Origin of the sequence: Phytopseudomonas argentinensis (assembly GCF_900113905.1) — a bacterium.
Classification (GTDB): domain Bacteria; phylum Pseudomonadota; class Gammaproteobacteria; order Pseudomonadales; family Pseudomonadaceae; genus Aquipseudomonas; species Aquipseudomonas argentinensis.
Genome location: NZ_FORC01000001.1, coordinates 135,208 through 149,706, shown reverse-complemented (window position 1 = coordinate 149,706; position 14,499 = coordinate 135,208). Strand labels below are relative to the sequence as shown.

Annotated in this window: 8 protein-coding genes; 7 read left to right on the top strand and 1 reads right to left on the bottom strand. The window is 66.8% G+C overall.

Annotated features, from left to right (window positions below; all coding sequences use genetic code 11):
• The first annotated feature begins 173 nt into the window (after positions 1 to 173).
• The 3 genes from BM154_RS00595 (at position 174) to BM154_RS00585 (ending at position 3,297) form a co-directional block, all read left to right on the top strand.
• On the top strand, positions 174 to 1,712 hold the full coding sequence (locus tag BM154_RS00595; protein ID WP_074879631.1) for a catalase: 1,539 nt from the start codon (positions 174 to 176) through the stop codon (positions 1,710 to 1,712).
• 79 nt (positions 1,713 to 1,791) lie between these two features.
• Entirely contained in the window at positions 1,792 to 2,349 is a 558-nt protein-coding gene (locus tag BM154_RS00590) for an ankyrin repeat domain-containing protein (protein ID WP_083414412.1), read from the top strand.
• 171 nt (positions 2,350 to 2,520) lie between these two features.
• Entirely contained in the window at positions 2,521 to 3,297 is a 777-nt protein-coding gene (locus BM154_RS00585) for a hypothetical protein (protein ID WP_074879628.1), read from the top strand.
• Positions 3,298 to 3,326: 29 nt separating this feature from the next.
• On the opposite strand, the gene BM154_RS00580 is transcribed toward BM154_RS00585, so the two are convergent.
• Positions 3,327 to 4,535 carry an MFS transporter gene (locus BM154_RS00580; protein WP_074879625.1) on the bottom strand — a complete coding sequence of 403 codons (1,209 nt, stop codon included), beginning with the start codon at positions 4,533 to 4,535 and terminating at the stop codon, positions 3,327 to 3,329.
• 230 nt (positions 4,536 to 4,765) lie between these two features.
• On the opposite strand from BM154_RS00580, the gene BM154_RS00575 reads away from it, so the two are divergent.
• The 4 genes from BM154_RS00575 (at position 4,766) to recD (ending at position 14,456) form a co-directional block, all read left to right on the top strand.
• Entirely contained in the window at positions 4,766 to 5,239 is a 474-nt protein-coding gene (locus BM154_RS00575; RefSeq protein WP_074879621.1) for a winged helix-turn-helix transcriptional regulator, read from the top strand.
• Positions 5,240 to 5,332: 93 nt separating this feature from the next.
• The gene (recC, locus tag BM154_RS00570; protein WP_074879618.1) at positions 5,333 to 8,782 is read left to right on the top strand and encodes an exodeoxyribonuclease V subunit gamma; all 3,450 of its coding nucleotides are present in this window, start codon (positions 5,333 to 5,335) and stop codon (positions 8,780 to 8,782) included.
• On the top strand, positions 8,779 to 12,429 hold the full coding sequence (gene recB, locus BM154_RS00565; protein ID WP_074879615.1) for an exodeoxyribonuclease V subunit beta: 3,651 nt from the start codon (positions 8,779 to 8,781) through the stop codon (positions 12,427 to 12,429). Before recC ends, recB begins: the two co-directional genes overlap by 4 nt.
• Positions 12,426 to 14,456 carry an exodeoxyribonuclease V subunit alpha gene (recD, locus tag BM154_RS00560; protein WP_074879612.1) on the top strand — a complete coding sequence of 677 codons (2,031 nt, stop codon included), beginning with the start codon at positions 12,426 to 12,428 and terminating at the stop codon, positions 14,454 to 14,456. The genes recB and recD overlap by 4 nt, the downstream gene beginning before the upstream one ends.
• Positions 14,457 to 14,499 lie beyond the last annotated feature (43 nt).

Below are 14,499 nucleotides of genomic sequence, written 5' to 3'. Positions count from 1 at the left end.
CAGGCTATGAGCGGGGCGATTCGCCGCTTCGCTTACCACCACTTGGCTCTATCGGGTAATAAGCATTGCCTATCAAGGCGCTGCCTTTTTCCAATTTAGCGAAGCGGCGGGCCTCTCGTAGTTTGGTACGAGCGCATGACGCGCGTACTCATAAAAACGACGAGGATTCACCCATGAAACCCACCACCGCATGGGCGCCCGCCCTTGGTTTGCTGACCGCGGCCTTGTCCGCTTCGCTATTCAGCCTGTCGGCCCAGGCCGCCCCCCTGACCCGCGACAACGGCGCACCGGTAGGCGACAACCAGAACTCGCAGACCGCAGGCGAAACCGGCCCGACCCTGCTGCAGGACGTGCAACTGATCCAGAAGCTGCAGCGCTTCGACCGCGAGCGCATCCCCGAGCGCGTGGTGCACGCCCGTGGCACCGGCGCCCATGGCGAGTTCACCGCCACCGCGGACATCTCCGACCTGACCCGCGCCAAGGTCTTCAGCAAGGGCACCACCACCCCGGTGTTCGTGCGCTTCTCCAGCGTGGTGCACGGCAACCATTCGCCGGAAACCCTGCGTGACCCGCGCGGCTTCGCCACCAAGTTCTACACCAGCGAAGGCAACTGGGACCTGGTGGGCAACAACTTCCCGACCTTCTTCATCCGCGATGCCATCAAGTTCCCGGACATGGTGCACGCCTTCAAGCCCGACCCGAACACCAACTACGGCAGCAACCGCACCCAGTTCGACTTCTTCAGCCACGTACCGGAAGCCACCCGCACCCTGACCCTGCTGTATTCCAATGAGGGCACACCGGCCAACTACCGGCAGATGAACGGCAACAGCGTGCACGCCTACAAGCTGGTCAACGCCAGGAACGAGTACCGCTACGTCAAGTTCCAGTGGCGCAGCCTGCAGGGCATCAAGAACAACGACCCCAAGCAGACCGAGCAGATCCAGGGCAAGGACTTCAACCACATGAGCCGCGACCTGATCACCACGATCAACGCCGGCGACTATCCGAAGTGGGATCTGTACATCCAGGTGCTCGAACCGGCTGACCTGGCCAGGTACGACTTCGATCCGCTGGACGCCACCAAGATCTGGCCGGACGTGCCGTACAAGAAGATCGGCCAAATGGTGCTGAATAAGAACCCGGACAACGTGTTCCAGGAAACCGAGCAGGTGGCCATGGCGCCGTCCAACCTGGTGCCGGGCATCGAGCCCTCCGAGGACCGCCTGTTGCAGGGCCGGCTGTTCTCCTATGCCGACACCCAGATGTACCGCCTGGGCGCCAACCATGCCTTCCTGCCGATCAACAGCGCCAAGGTGCTGGTCAACAACGGCAACCAGGATGGCGCGGCGAACAATGGCCACACCACCACCGAGGTGAACTACGAGCCCAGCCGCATCAACCCGCGGCCTGCTACCGAGCATGCGCGCTACAGCAACCTGCCGCTGAGTGGCAGCACCGAGCAGAAGAAGATCCAGCGCGAGCAGAACTTCAAGCAGGCTGGCGAGCTGTACCGTTCCTACGACAAGAAGATGCAGGGCGACCTGATCGCCAGTCTGGGTGGCGCCCTTGCCGAGGCCGAAGACGAGAGCAAGCACATCATGCTGTCGTTCTTCTACAAGGCCGATGCGCAGTACGGCGAAGGCCTGACAGAGGTAGCCGGTGGCGACCTGGCGCGGGTCAAGGCGCTGGCCGCCAAGCTGCAGGACTGAGCCTGCCACTGCATGACGTGCGGCTCGCGCGAGCCGCACGTCGCGACCAGGCGCGGCTCAACGCCGCTCAGGAGGACACATGCTGCGTACCCTCTGTTTCACCCTGGCGCTGAGTGCCGCGACACCTTTGCTGGCCGCCACGCCGATGCCGGATGCCGAGCACGTCCAGGCGCAATTGCGCGATTACTACTTCCAGGCCGCCCGTGAGGGCAACGTGGCGATGCTCGACGAATTCATCGGCGCCGGTTACGACCTCGATACCGCGGACGAAAAGGGCTACACCGCACTGATCCTGGCCGCCTATCACGGCCATCGCGACGCGGTGGAGCGTTTGCTGGAGGCGGGCGCCGATGCCTGCGCTCAGGATCAGCGTGGCAACACGGCGCTGATGGGGGCGATCTTCAAGGGCGAGCTGCGCATCGCCAGGCGCCTGCTCGACGCCGACTGCAGCCCTGATCAGCGCAACGCCAGTGGCCAGACGGCAGCCATGTACGCGGCATTGTTCAAGCGCAAGGAGATGCTCGATGACCTGGCCAGGAAGGGCGCCGATCTGAACGCCGAGGACGCTTTCGGCAATTCGGTCCAGGGTCTGGACAACGGCGAAATACGCACACGCTGGACGGCGAAGCAGCCCTGACCCATGGGTGCTGGCCATCTTCTGGCCAGTACCCATTCGTCAGAAACCCCGCGCTAAAGCGGGTGGCGCGGCATTCGAGCGGCTACAAAGTGAGAACCTGTATCAATTCCAGGCCGTTCGAAAACAATAATGCCGTGCCAATCGCCGCCTTCAGCTAAGGACGCCGCACCGATGCCTGACTTCGCCAAAGCCGATCCGCAGGTGGTACCTCGCCTGCTCAACGATATGGAGCAACAGGGATACGCCGTTATCGAAGGATTTCTCACCGACGAGCAACTGCAGGCCGCCCGTGCCCACGTCCACCACGAAGTCGAGCGTCACGAGCACGAGTACTTCGCCCTGCAGGGGCAGGCGGCAGTGAAGGGCAGCATTTTCGAGCAGATGAGCGTTTCGCCCCAGGTCAAGGATCTGTTCCGCCAGGTCTACCAGGGCGGCATTGGCCAGGCGCCGCGTTCGCCGGAGATCTTTCCCGCCTTGCGGTGCCTGCAGGGGCTGACGGGCAAGCGCGAGTCCTATTACTTCCACTACGACGCCGCCGCACTGACCGCCCTGATCCCGCTGGTCACGCCCAGCGAGGGCCGCTACTGCGGCGACTTCATCTTCTTCCCGAACCTGCGCAACATCCGCTCCAACCTGTATGTGAACATCCTGGAAAAGGCGCTGATGCAGAACACCCTGACCCAGAAGCTGGTCACCTTCGCGGTCAAGCGCGGTTGGCTGAAACCGGTCACCATCAAGATCGTGCCCGGCAACGCCTACTTCTTCTGGGGCTACCGCTCGCTGCACGCCAACGAGCCCTGCGACCCCAAGGCGCTGCGCTCCACCGTGCTGCTGCACTATGGTGAGCCACACAGCCGCGACAACCTGGCCTCGCGCCTGTTTCTGGGCTGGAATTTCCGCCGCGCGCGGATCAGCAACGAGCGCACCACGCGCAAGGATGTGGGATAGCTGTACGCAATCATGCCGACGGCCACCGGTCAGTGCGCTGCCAGGCGGAGCATCGCCCTCCAGAACCAGAGGCCGGCCAGGCTCAGCGATGCGCCCAGCACGCATACCCCATTCCAGCCAAATGCTGCATAGGCCGATGTGCTGCTGATCGCACCCAGGCCGCTGCCCACGGCGTAGAAGAGCATGTAACCGCTGACCAGCCGCGAGTGTGCTGCCGGCTGGGTGGCGAAGATCAGGCTCTGGTTGGTGACGTGAATGGCCTGGCCGGCCATATCCAGCAGCAGGATGCCCAGCAACAGGGCGCCAAGCGATACCGGGGCCAACCACAACGGCAGCCAGGAGGCCAGCAACAGCAGCAGGGCATAGCCAGTGGTACGTTGGCCCAGGCCTTTGTCTGCCCAGTGCCCGGCCCGGGCCGCCGCCAGAGCACCAACCAGGCCGACAAGCCCTAGTGCACCGATGGCCGTTTGCGAGAGATTGTGCGGCGGTGCGCTCAAGAGCAACACGATGGCCGTCCAGAACACGTTGAACACGGCGAACATCAGCAGTGCCAGCATGCCGCGTACTTGCAGCGTGCGTTGACGGGCAACGAGGGTCAGTAACGATAGAAGCAGCTGGCCATAGCGAGGCGCTTCAGAGGAAAGCGGCTGAGCCGGCAGGTACCGCCAGAGAACCAGTGCCAGGCTCCCCATCACCGCTGCCGACGTTAGGTAGACGCTGCGCCAGCCTGCCAGGTCAGCCACCCCGCCGGCCATTACCCGAGCGAGTAGCAGGCCGACAAGCACCCCGCCCTGTGTAGTGCCGACCACCCGGCCGCGCTCGCTATCGCTGGCGGCCGCTGCCGCATAGGCGATCAGCCCCTGCGTCATGGCCGTACCGACCAGTCCTACTGCGAGCATGCCGGCTAGCAGCAGGGCAGGTGTTGGCGCCGCCGCGACGCATAGAAGCGCTGCAATGAGCGCAGCCAACTGCCCCATCATCAAGCGACGCCTTTCCACGCGATCGCCGAGTGGCACCAGTAGCAGCAGAGCGAGTGCACAGCCGATCTGCGTGGCGGTTATGACGCCACCCACGGCAGCCTGGCTGATCGCGAACTCGCGGGCCACTGCATCGAGCAGCGGCTGTGCGTAGTAGACGTTGGCCACGCTGAGCCCGGCAGCGCAGGCAAGCAGCATTACCAAGGCACTCGGCAGGCTCGTGGCAGCTGCTGCGGCAGGCGCGGCGGTAGGCAGAGGCATATGAGTATTCCTTTCTGGTTTTATTTTGAAACCAGAAAGGCTAGTGTTTTAGGTTTTAATTTGCAACTAGACATCCGTTGCCGACTGGTTGGTGGCGTTCATCCGTAGCGTTTTTAACCGCAAATGGACCGCAGGGCATAAGCGCGCTTCAATCAGCAGCAAAGACGTTTTAAAGTGCAACCAGACGACTGCCGGATCTCCTGCCAGCGAGTTTTGAAGGACGCATTCACATGGCCAGACGCAAACGCCACGATGATTCTCCGTGCCCGGTGGCGCGTGCGGTCGACCTGGTGGGCGACCGCTGGTGCCTGCTGATCATCCGCGATGCCTTCGATGGCGTGCGACGCTTTGGCGCTTTCCAGGCCAGCCTGGGCATCGCTCGCAACATCCTTGCCGATCGTCTGCGGGCGCTGGAGCAGGCCGGTATCCTCCAGGCTGTACCGGCCTCGGACGGCTCTGCGTACCAGGACTACGTGCTGACCGCCCGGGGCGAGTCGCTGTTTCCGCTGCTGGTGGCCATGCGGCAGTGGGGTGAGGAACAACTGTTCGCTGGGAACGAGGCTCACTCGACGCTGGTCGAGCGCAGCTCGGGCAAGCCCATTGCCAGGATGTTGCCGACCCGGGGGGATGGCCAGCCACTGGTTGCCGCGGATAGCTGTGTGATCAAGTTGCCCGCAACCACTGCGTCGCCAGCCAAATCGTGAGCCGGACTGGCGAGGTGATCGACTATTCGCGTCACACGGCCTCGCCGTGCTCTGTCATCATTCGCCGTCTGCTTCCGCACCCAGGAACCCTGCATGTCGGCGCTTAACCCCGGTCTGATCGTTATCCATGGCAACCGCCTCGAGGAGCTGCGTGCCCTGGCGGTGGAGTGGATGCGTCGGTACCCGCTGCGGCCGCTGGAGAACGAGGTGCTGCTGGTGCAGAGCAACGGCATCGCCCAGTGGCTCAAGCTGGCGCTGGCCGAGCAGGAGGGTTGTGGCATTGCGGCGGCCACCGATGTCAGCCTGCCGGCGCGCTTTCTCTGGCAGGCCTACCGCACGGTGCTGGGCAGCGCGGCGATTCCCCAGCAGTCGCCGCTGGACAAGGCGCCGCTGACCTGGCGGCTGATGCGCCTGCTGCCCAGCCTGCTCGACGCGCCCTGTTTCGCGCCGCTGCGGCGCTTTCTTGCGGACGACGCCGACCTGCGCAAGCGCCATCAGTTGGCCGAGCGCCTGGCCGACCTGTTCGACCAGTACCAGGTATACCGCGCCGACTGGCTGGCGGATTGGGCTGCTGGGCACGATCAATTGCGCAACGCTCGCGGGGGTGTGAAGCCGCTCGATGAAAGCGCACTGTGGCAGCCGCTGCTGTGGCGCACGCTGCTGGCCGATGTCGGCGAGGAGCATCTGTCCCAGAGCCGTGCCGGCGTGCACCCGCGCTTCGTCGCCAGGCTGGCGGAAATGGATACGCCGCCCCGTGGCTTGCCGCGGCGGGTCACGGTGTTCGGCATTTCCTCGCTGCCGGCGCAGCTGCTCGAAGCCCTGGCGGCCATGGCGCGCTTCAGCCAGGTGATGCTCTATGTACATAACCCGTCGCAGCACCACTGGGGCGATATCGTCGAGGACAAGGACCTGCTGCGCCACGAGTATCGCCGGCAGAAGCGCAAGGCCGGCGGCCAGGCGGGGCAGGTCGGTCAGTTGGGGCTGTTCGATACGGAAGAACTGCACCAGCATGGCCAGCCGCTGCTCGCCTCCTGGGGCAAGCAGGGCCGCGACTACATCAACCTGCTCGACCAGTACGACGAACCCCAGCGCTACCGCGAGCAGTTCGAGCGCATCGACCTGTTCAGCGCGATGGACGAGGGCACGCTGCTCGGCCAGCTGCACAACGACATCCTCGACCTGCGCCCGGTCGAGGAGAGCCGCACGCACTGGCCGGCCGTCGACCCGGCCAAGGATCATTCCCTGCGCTTTCACGTCGCCCACAGCGCCCAGCGCGAGGTCGAGGTGTTGCACGACCACCTGCTGGCGGCGTTCAGCGCCGACCCGACCCTGCGCCCGCGCGACGTGATCGTCATGGTGCCGGACGTGAACACCTACGCCGCCCATATCCGCGCGGTGTTCGGCCAGTTCGCCAGCGACGATGCGCGTTTCATTCCCTTCACCCTGGCGGACCAGGGGCTGCGCGGCAAGGAGCCCCTGGTGATCGCCCTGGAGCACCTGCTGCGCCTGCCCGACAGCCGCTTCAGCGTCAGCGAGATTCTCGACCTGCTGGACGTGGCCGCGCTGCGCGCGCGCTTCGCCATCGCCGACGATCAGTTGCCGCTGCTGCGCCGCTGGCTGGAAGGCGCCGGCGTGCGCTGGGGGCTGGATGCCGACCAGCGCGAAGGTCTCGGCCTGGGCGCCGGGCTGGAGCAGAACAGCTGGCGCTTCGGCCTGCGCCGCATGCTGCTTGGCTATGTGGTGGGTGGTGTCGGCGCGCGGGCGGGCATCGAGCCCTATGACGAGATCGGCGGCCTGGACGCCGCGCTGATCGGCCCGTTGACGCGTTTGCTTGACGCCCTGGAGCGCCACTGCGAAAGCCTGGCCGAAACGCTGCTGCCAGTGACCTGGGGCGAGCGCCTGCGGGCCCTGCTGGAGGACTTCTTCCTGCCCACGGACGAGCGCGACGAGGTGTTGCGCAACCAGGCCCAGGACGCCCTGGAGGGCTGGCTGGAACTCTGCGAGGCAGCCAGCCTGGAAGAGGCGCTGCCGCTGGCCGTGGTGCGTGAGGCCTGGCTGGGCGGGCTCGACCAGGGCGGCCTCAGCCAGCGCTTTCTGGCGGGGGCGGTGAACGTCTGCACGCTGATGCCGATGCGCGCCATCCCGTTCCGCCACCTGTGCCTGCTGGGCATGAACGATGGTGATTACCCGCGTAGCCAGGCGCCGCTGGACTTCGACCTGATGGGCGGCGACTACCGCCCCGGCGACCGCTCGCGCCGTGAGGACGACCGCTATCTGCTGCTCGAAGCGCTGCTGGCGGTGCGCGAGCGCCTGTATATCAGCTGGGTGGGGCGCAGCATCCGCGACAACACCGAGCGGCCGCCATCGGTGCTGGTCGGTCAGCTGCGCGACCACCTGGCCAGCGCCTGGCGCCTGGCAGATGGCGGTGACCTGCTCCACGCCCTGACCACCGAGCATCCGCTGCAACCCTTCAGCCGTCGCTATTTTTCCGGCCAAGGGCCGCTGTTCAGTTACGTGCACGAATGGGCCGCCTCCCACCGCGCGCCGCTGGCCCAGGCCGGCGAGCAGCCACTGGGCGCTTACCTGGCGGATGACGCGCTGAGCCTGGAAACCCTGCAGCGTTTCCTGCGTGATCCGGTCAAGCAGTTCTTCACCGGGCGTCTCAAGGTGCACCTGGACGAAGCCGAGCAGGCCGAGCTGGATGCCGAACCCTTCGCCCTGGATGGCCTGCAGCGCCATCAGATCCAGCAGCAATTGCTGCAGGCCGCCGCCCTGGCGCTTCAGGACGATCAGGATGTCGACGCGGCGCTGACACGGGCGGCGCAGCGTATCCAGCGCAGTGGCCTGCTGCCGGTGGCGGGCTTCGGTGAGCGCCTGCGCGCGCAGTTGCTCGAACCGCTGCCGGAGCAATTGCGCGGCTATCAGGCCCTGCTGCAAGCCTGGCCTGAGCGCCTGGCGTCGCCGATCCGCCTGAGCTTCGCCCATGCCGATTTGGCGCTGGAGGACTGGCTGGGCGAGCTACGTGTTGCCGACGGCGCCCTGGCGCGGCTGGAATTGCAACCCGGCGGGCTGAAGCGCAAGGACCGCTCCTACAAGTGGCACCGCCTGCTAAGGCCCTGGGTCAGCCATGTGGTAGCTGCCGCCTGCGGTCATCCGCTGACCACCCTGCTGGTCGCCGAGGACGTGCGCCTGGCCTTCGCACCGCTGCCGCAGGCCGACGGCGAGCAGGTTCTGCGTCACTGGCTGGAGGCCTTCGCGGCAGGCATGCAGGCGCCGCTGCCGGTGGCGATCCGAACGGTCGCGGCGTGGTTCGCCCAGCTCGACAAGGGCGCGGATGAGGAGCAGGGGCTGGACGCTGCGCGCAAGGTCTACGAGGGCGGCCATCTGGTGACCGGCGAAGTGCAGCAGAGCGCCAGCCTGGCGCGCCAGTACCCGGATTTCGACGCGCTGCTGCGCGACGGCCAGTTCGCCCAGTGGGGCGCCGTGCTCTACGGGTCGTTGCTCGCTGCCGAGATCACCGAGCTGAAGGACGACCAGCCATGAGCCAGCCCACACGCCCCCTGGCGCTCAGCTTTCCGCTGCACGGCAGCCGCCTGATCGAGGCCAGCGCCGGTACCGGCAAGACCTATACCATCTCGGCGCTGTACCTGCGCCTGATCCTGCGTCACGGCGGCGAAGCGGCCTTTCGCGAGCCGCTGCTGCCGCCGCAGATCCTCGTCGTGACCTTTACCGATGCAGCCACCCGTGAGCTGCGGGATCGCATCCGCGCGCGCCTGGTCGAGGCGGCCACGGTGTTTCGTGGTGATGCAGAAGGCGACGCCTTGCTGGCCACCCTCAAGGGCGACTTCGCCTCGACCGAATGGCCCGAGTGCGCGCGCCGGCTGGAACTGGCCGCGCAGTGGATGGACGAGGCGGCAGTGTCGACCATCCACGGCTGGTGCCAGCGCATGCTGCGCGAGCATGCCTTCGACAGTGGCAGCCTGTTCAGCCAGACCCTGGAAACCGACCACAGCGAACTGCTCGCCGAAGTGGTGCGCGACTACTGGCGCCAGCATTGCTACCCGCTGCAGGGCCTCGCTCTGGAGTGGGTGGCGGAGAACTGGAGCGCGCCGGACGAACTGGGCCAGCGCATCCGTCCGCTGCTCGGCGAGAGCGATGATAGCGCCGCCCAGTCCCTGGGTGATCTGCTCGACGCCACCCTGCAGGATCGTCAGCGTGCGCTGAGCGCCCTCAAACAGCCCTGGGCCGCCTGGGCCGACGCCCTGCAGGGCCTGCTCGACGGGGCCGCGGCCGAGAAACAGGTCGATGCCCGCAAGTTGCAGGCACGCTACTACAAGCCCTGGCTCGACAAGCTGCGCGCCTGGGCCCATGGCGATGACGAAGTGCTGGATATCGGCACCGGTTTTACCCGCCTGACCCCGGACGGCCTGGCCGAAGCCTGGAAAGTCGGCGCGCCGCCCGCGCACCCGGCGCTGGAGGCCATGGCCACGCTCAAGGCTGAACTCGATGCGCTGCCTGCACCGAACGATGCCGCGCTGCGCCATGCCTCCGCGTGGATTCGCCAGCGCTTCGACCGCGAGAAACGCCAGCGCGCCGAGATGGGCTTCGATGACATGCTCAGCCGTCTGGACGACGCCCTGCAGGGCGACAGCGGCCCGCGCCTGGCCGAGGTGATCCGCCAGCAGTTCCCGGTAGCCTTGATCGACGAATTCCAGGACACCGATCCGCTGCAGTACCGTATTTTCGACACGCTCTACCAGGTCGAGGCGAATCGCGACGACTGCGGGCTGTTCATGATCGGCGACCCCAAGCAGGCCATCTATTCGTTCCGCGGCGCGGACATTCACACCTACCTGCGCGCCCGCCGGGCCACCGCCGGGCGGCACTACAACCTGGACACCAACTTCCGCTCCAGCGAGTCCATGGTCGCGGCGGTCAACGGGCTGTTCGGGCTGGCCGAGGCCCGGGAAGGCGGGCAGGGCGCCTTTCTGCTGCGTGACGACCTGCCGTTCATCGCGGTCGGCGCCCAGGGTCGCAAGGAAGTCTGGACGGTCGAGGGTCAGGCGCAGCCGGCACTCAATCTCTGGCACCTGGCCAGTGACGAGGCACTTGCCAAGGGCCGTTATCTGGACGCCCTGGCCGCCAGCGCAGCGGGCGAGATCGTTCGCCTGCTGGTGCTTGGCCAACAGCAGCGCGCCGGCTTTCTCAAACAGGGCACGCTGACGCCCCTGCGGCCCAGCGATATCGCCGTGCTGGTGCGCGATTTCAAGGAAGCCCAGGCGATTCGAGGCGAGCTGGCAGCCCGCGGCGTGCGCAGCGTGTACCTGTCCGACAAGGACTCGGTGTTCGCCACCGTGGAAGCCCATGACCTGCTGCTGTGGTTGCGCGCCTGCGCCGAGCCCGATCAGGATCGCCCGCTGCGCGCGGCGCTGGCCAGCTCGACCCTGGCTCTGAGCCTCACCGAGCTGGAGCAACTGAACCTCGACGAGCGCTTCTGGGAGGCACGGGTCATGCAGTTTCGTGGCTATCGCCAGCGCTGGCAGCGCCAGGGCGTGCTGCCGATGCTGCGCCAGCTGCTGCAGGATTTCGGCCTGCCACAACGGCTGATGAGCCGCCCGGACGGTGAGCGGGTGCTGACCAACCTCTTGCACCTGGCCGAGTTGCTGCAGCTGGCCGCCGCCGAGCTGGACGGCGAGCTGGCGCTGATCCGCCACCTGGGTGAGTGCCTGGCCGGGCGTGGCCAGGCCGCCGAGGAGCAGGTGCTGCGCCTGGAAAGCGACGACGCCCTGGTGCGCGTGGTGACCATCCACAAATCCAAGGGCCTGGAATACCCGCTGGTGTTCCTGCCCTTTATCTGTGCCTTCCGCGCGCTGGACGACAAGCAACCGGTGCAGGTACACGACGGCGAGCGCCGCCGCCTGCTGCTCAAGCCCGACGAGGCCAGCCTGGAGAAAGCCGAGCAGGAGCGTCTCGGCGAAGACCTGCGCCTGCTCTATGTGGCGCTGACCCGCGCCCAGCATGCCTGCTGGCTGGGCATCGCCGACCTGAAGATCGGTACCGCCAAGACTTCGCGCCTGCACCAGTGCGCCCTGGGTTATCTGCTCGGTGGCGGGCAGCCACTGGCGCAAAGCGCACAACTGATCGACTGGCTCAGCCCGTTGGCCGATCCACCGCGCTGCGTGGCCTTGCCGGTGCCCGAAGCCTGCGACCAGACGTACCGCGCCCAGGATGCCGATGCCTTCGAGCCCCATTGGCGTACACCACTGCGCCGCGCCGCCGAGCACTGGTGGATTGCCTCCTACAGTGCCCTGCGCATGGAGGAGGGCGAGGCCATCACGGTGGAGCACCACCCGGTCGACCGCCATGACGACCTGGCCCCGGACAGCTCGACCGTGCAGATTGCCGGCGACGACGAGAATCCGGCCCTGGCGCTGGAGCAGATCCCGCCTTCTGCCCAGGGCCTGCACCGCTTTCCACGTGGGCCGAACCCCGGCACCTTCCTCCACGGCCTGCTGGAAATCGCTGCCGCCGAAGGCTTCGCGGCCATGGCCGCGGCACCGGACGTACTGCGCGAGCACCTGGCGCGACGTTGCCAGCGGCGCGGCCTGCAAGTCTGGATCGAGCCGCTGTGGCTGTGGCTGCAGGGCCTGCTGGTGCAGCCCATGGCGCTGGGCAATGGCCAGTCGGTGAGCCTGGCGAGCATTGGCGAATACCAGGCAGAGCTGGAATTCTGGTTCGAGGCCACCCGCGTCGACGTGCTGCGCCTGGATGCCCTGGTGCAGCATTTCGAGATGCCGGGCGTGGCGCGACCGCAACTGAGCCCGGATACCTTGAATGGCATGTTCAAGGGCTTTATCGACCTGGTGTTCGAGCATGAGGGCCGTTACTATGTGGTCGACTACAAGTCCAACTGGCTGGGTGCCGACGAGCAGGCCTATACCTTCGAGGCCATGAGCGCCGCCGTGGCCAGCCACCGCTACGACCTGCAGTACGTGCTCTACGTGCTGGCCCTGCATCGCCACCTGCGCCTGCGCCTGGCCGATTACGACTACGACACCCATATGGGCGGCGCGCTGTACCTGTTCCTGCGTGCACCGGGTGCGGGCCAGTACCTGGCGCGACCGCAGCGGGCGCTGATCGAAAGGCTGGACGCACTGTTTCTCGGCGAGCCGATGGAGGCGCTTTCATGACGCCGATGCTGGAAAATCGCGACGCGCTGTTCGAGCTGCTGGCGGCCTGGAGCGAGCGCGGCTGGCTGCGTGAGCTGGATCGTACCCTGGCGCATTTTTTCGCTGACCTCGACCCCCAGGCATCACCGCTGCTGCTGCTGGCGGCGGCGCTGGCCAGCCATCAATTGGGCCAGGGCCATGTGTGCCTCGACCTGCAAACCACCCTGGCCGACCCGGATTCGACGCTGTCGCTGCCGCCGGAAGGCGAGGACGCCGATGGCGTCAGCCTGCTGCCGTCCGAGGTGCTCGCCGGCCTGGGCGTCGATGCCTGGCTGGCGGCCTGTGCCAGCAGCGCCTTGCTGCAGGATGCCGAGGATGAGGTCGCGCCGCTGGTACTGCGCGGCACCTGCCTGTACCTGCGTCGTTACTGGGAGTACGAGCGCAGCGTTGCCGAGGATATCGGCGAGCGCTTGCAGGGGGGCGCTGCGCCGGCCGATCTCGCTCAGCGCCTGGCCGTGCTGTTTCCCGAGCCGCTGCAGCTCGATGGCACGCGCCTGACCGACTGGCAAAAGCTGGCCTGCGCCATCGCCGCGCGCGGGCGCTTCACCCTGATCACCGGCGGCCCTGGCACCGGCAAGACCACCACCGTGGTACGGCTGCTGGCGCTGCTGCAGGCCGCGGCGCTGGATAACGGCGCGCCGTTGCGCCTGAGCCTGGCCGCGCCCACCGGCAAGGCTGCCGCACGGCTGACCGAATCCATCGGCGCCCAGGTGGCGAGCCTGCCGGTAAGCGACAGGGTGCGCGAGCAGATTCCCAAGACAGTCACCACCCTGCATCGCCTGCTCGGCAGTCGGCCGGACAGCCGACACTTCCGCCACCATGGGGCCAACCCGCTGCCGCTGGATGTGCTGGTGGTCGACGAAGCCTCGATGATCGACCTGGAAATGATGGCCAATCTCCTCGACGCGCTGCCGATGCATGCGAGGCTGATCCTGCTGGGCGACAAAGATCAGCTGGCCTCGGTGGAGGCCGGCGCGGTGCTAGGGGACCTGTGCCGAGATGCCGAAGCCGGCGGCTACAGCGAGGCCACCCGCGAGTGGCTGGCGCAGCAGACTGGCGAGGGCATCGAGGGAGCAGGGCTGCAGCGGGGCGAGCAGGCGCTGTCCCAGCATATCGTCATGCTCCGCCATTCGCGGCGCTTCGCCGGTGGTTCCGGCATCGGCCGGCTGGCCCTGGCGGTAAATCGTGGCGCGGCGCTGGAGGCCCGTGAGGTGTTGGCCGCCGGGGGCGCGGACCTGCACCAGCTGCGCCTGGCCGGTGAACAGGACCGCGCCTTCGAACGCCTGCTGCTCGACGGTTTGCCCGGTGGTGAAGAGCGCCCGGTGGGCTATGCCGATTACCTGAGCGTTCTGCGTGAGCAGCGGCCAGGTTTGCACGATGGCGAGGAGCGCTGGAACAGCTGGGCCGCCGCCGTGCTGGCGACGTTCGACCGTTTTCAACTGCTGTGCGCGGTGCGCAAGGGGCCCTGGGGTGTCGAGGCGCTTAACGGGCGCATCGCCCATGCTCTGTTGCAGCGCGGGCTGATCGAGCAGGAGCATGGCTGGTACGAAGGTCGCCCGGTGTTGGTGACGCGCAATGACTACGGCCTGGGCCTGATGAATGGCGATATCGGTATCGCCCTGCGCCTGCCGGAACCCGCGCTGGAGCCGGGCGGCCCGTTGCGCTCGGCGCTGCGCGTGGTATTTCCGCGCAACGATGGCTCCGGCGGCCTGCGCTCGATCCTGCCCAGCCGCCTGGGCGCCGTGGAAACCGTGTTCGCCATGACCGTGCACAAATCCCAGGGCTCGGAATTCGCCCATTGCGCCCTGGTGCTGCCGGACACCCTCAACCCGGTGCTGACCAAGGAGTTGGTGTACACCGGCATCACCCGCGCCCGTGACTGCTTCAGCCTGATCGAAAGCCGCGCCGGCATCTTCGAGTCGGCCATTGGGCGGCGAGTCGAGCGGCGTAGCGGGTTGTGGGAGCGGTTGGTTGGTGATGTGCCTTAGCGGTACAGCCGTCATATTTTGCTTGATGGGTTTGCACCCATCC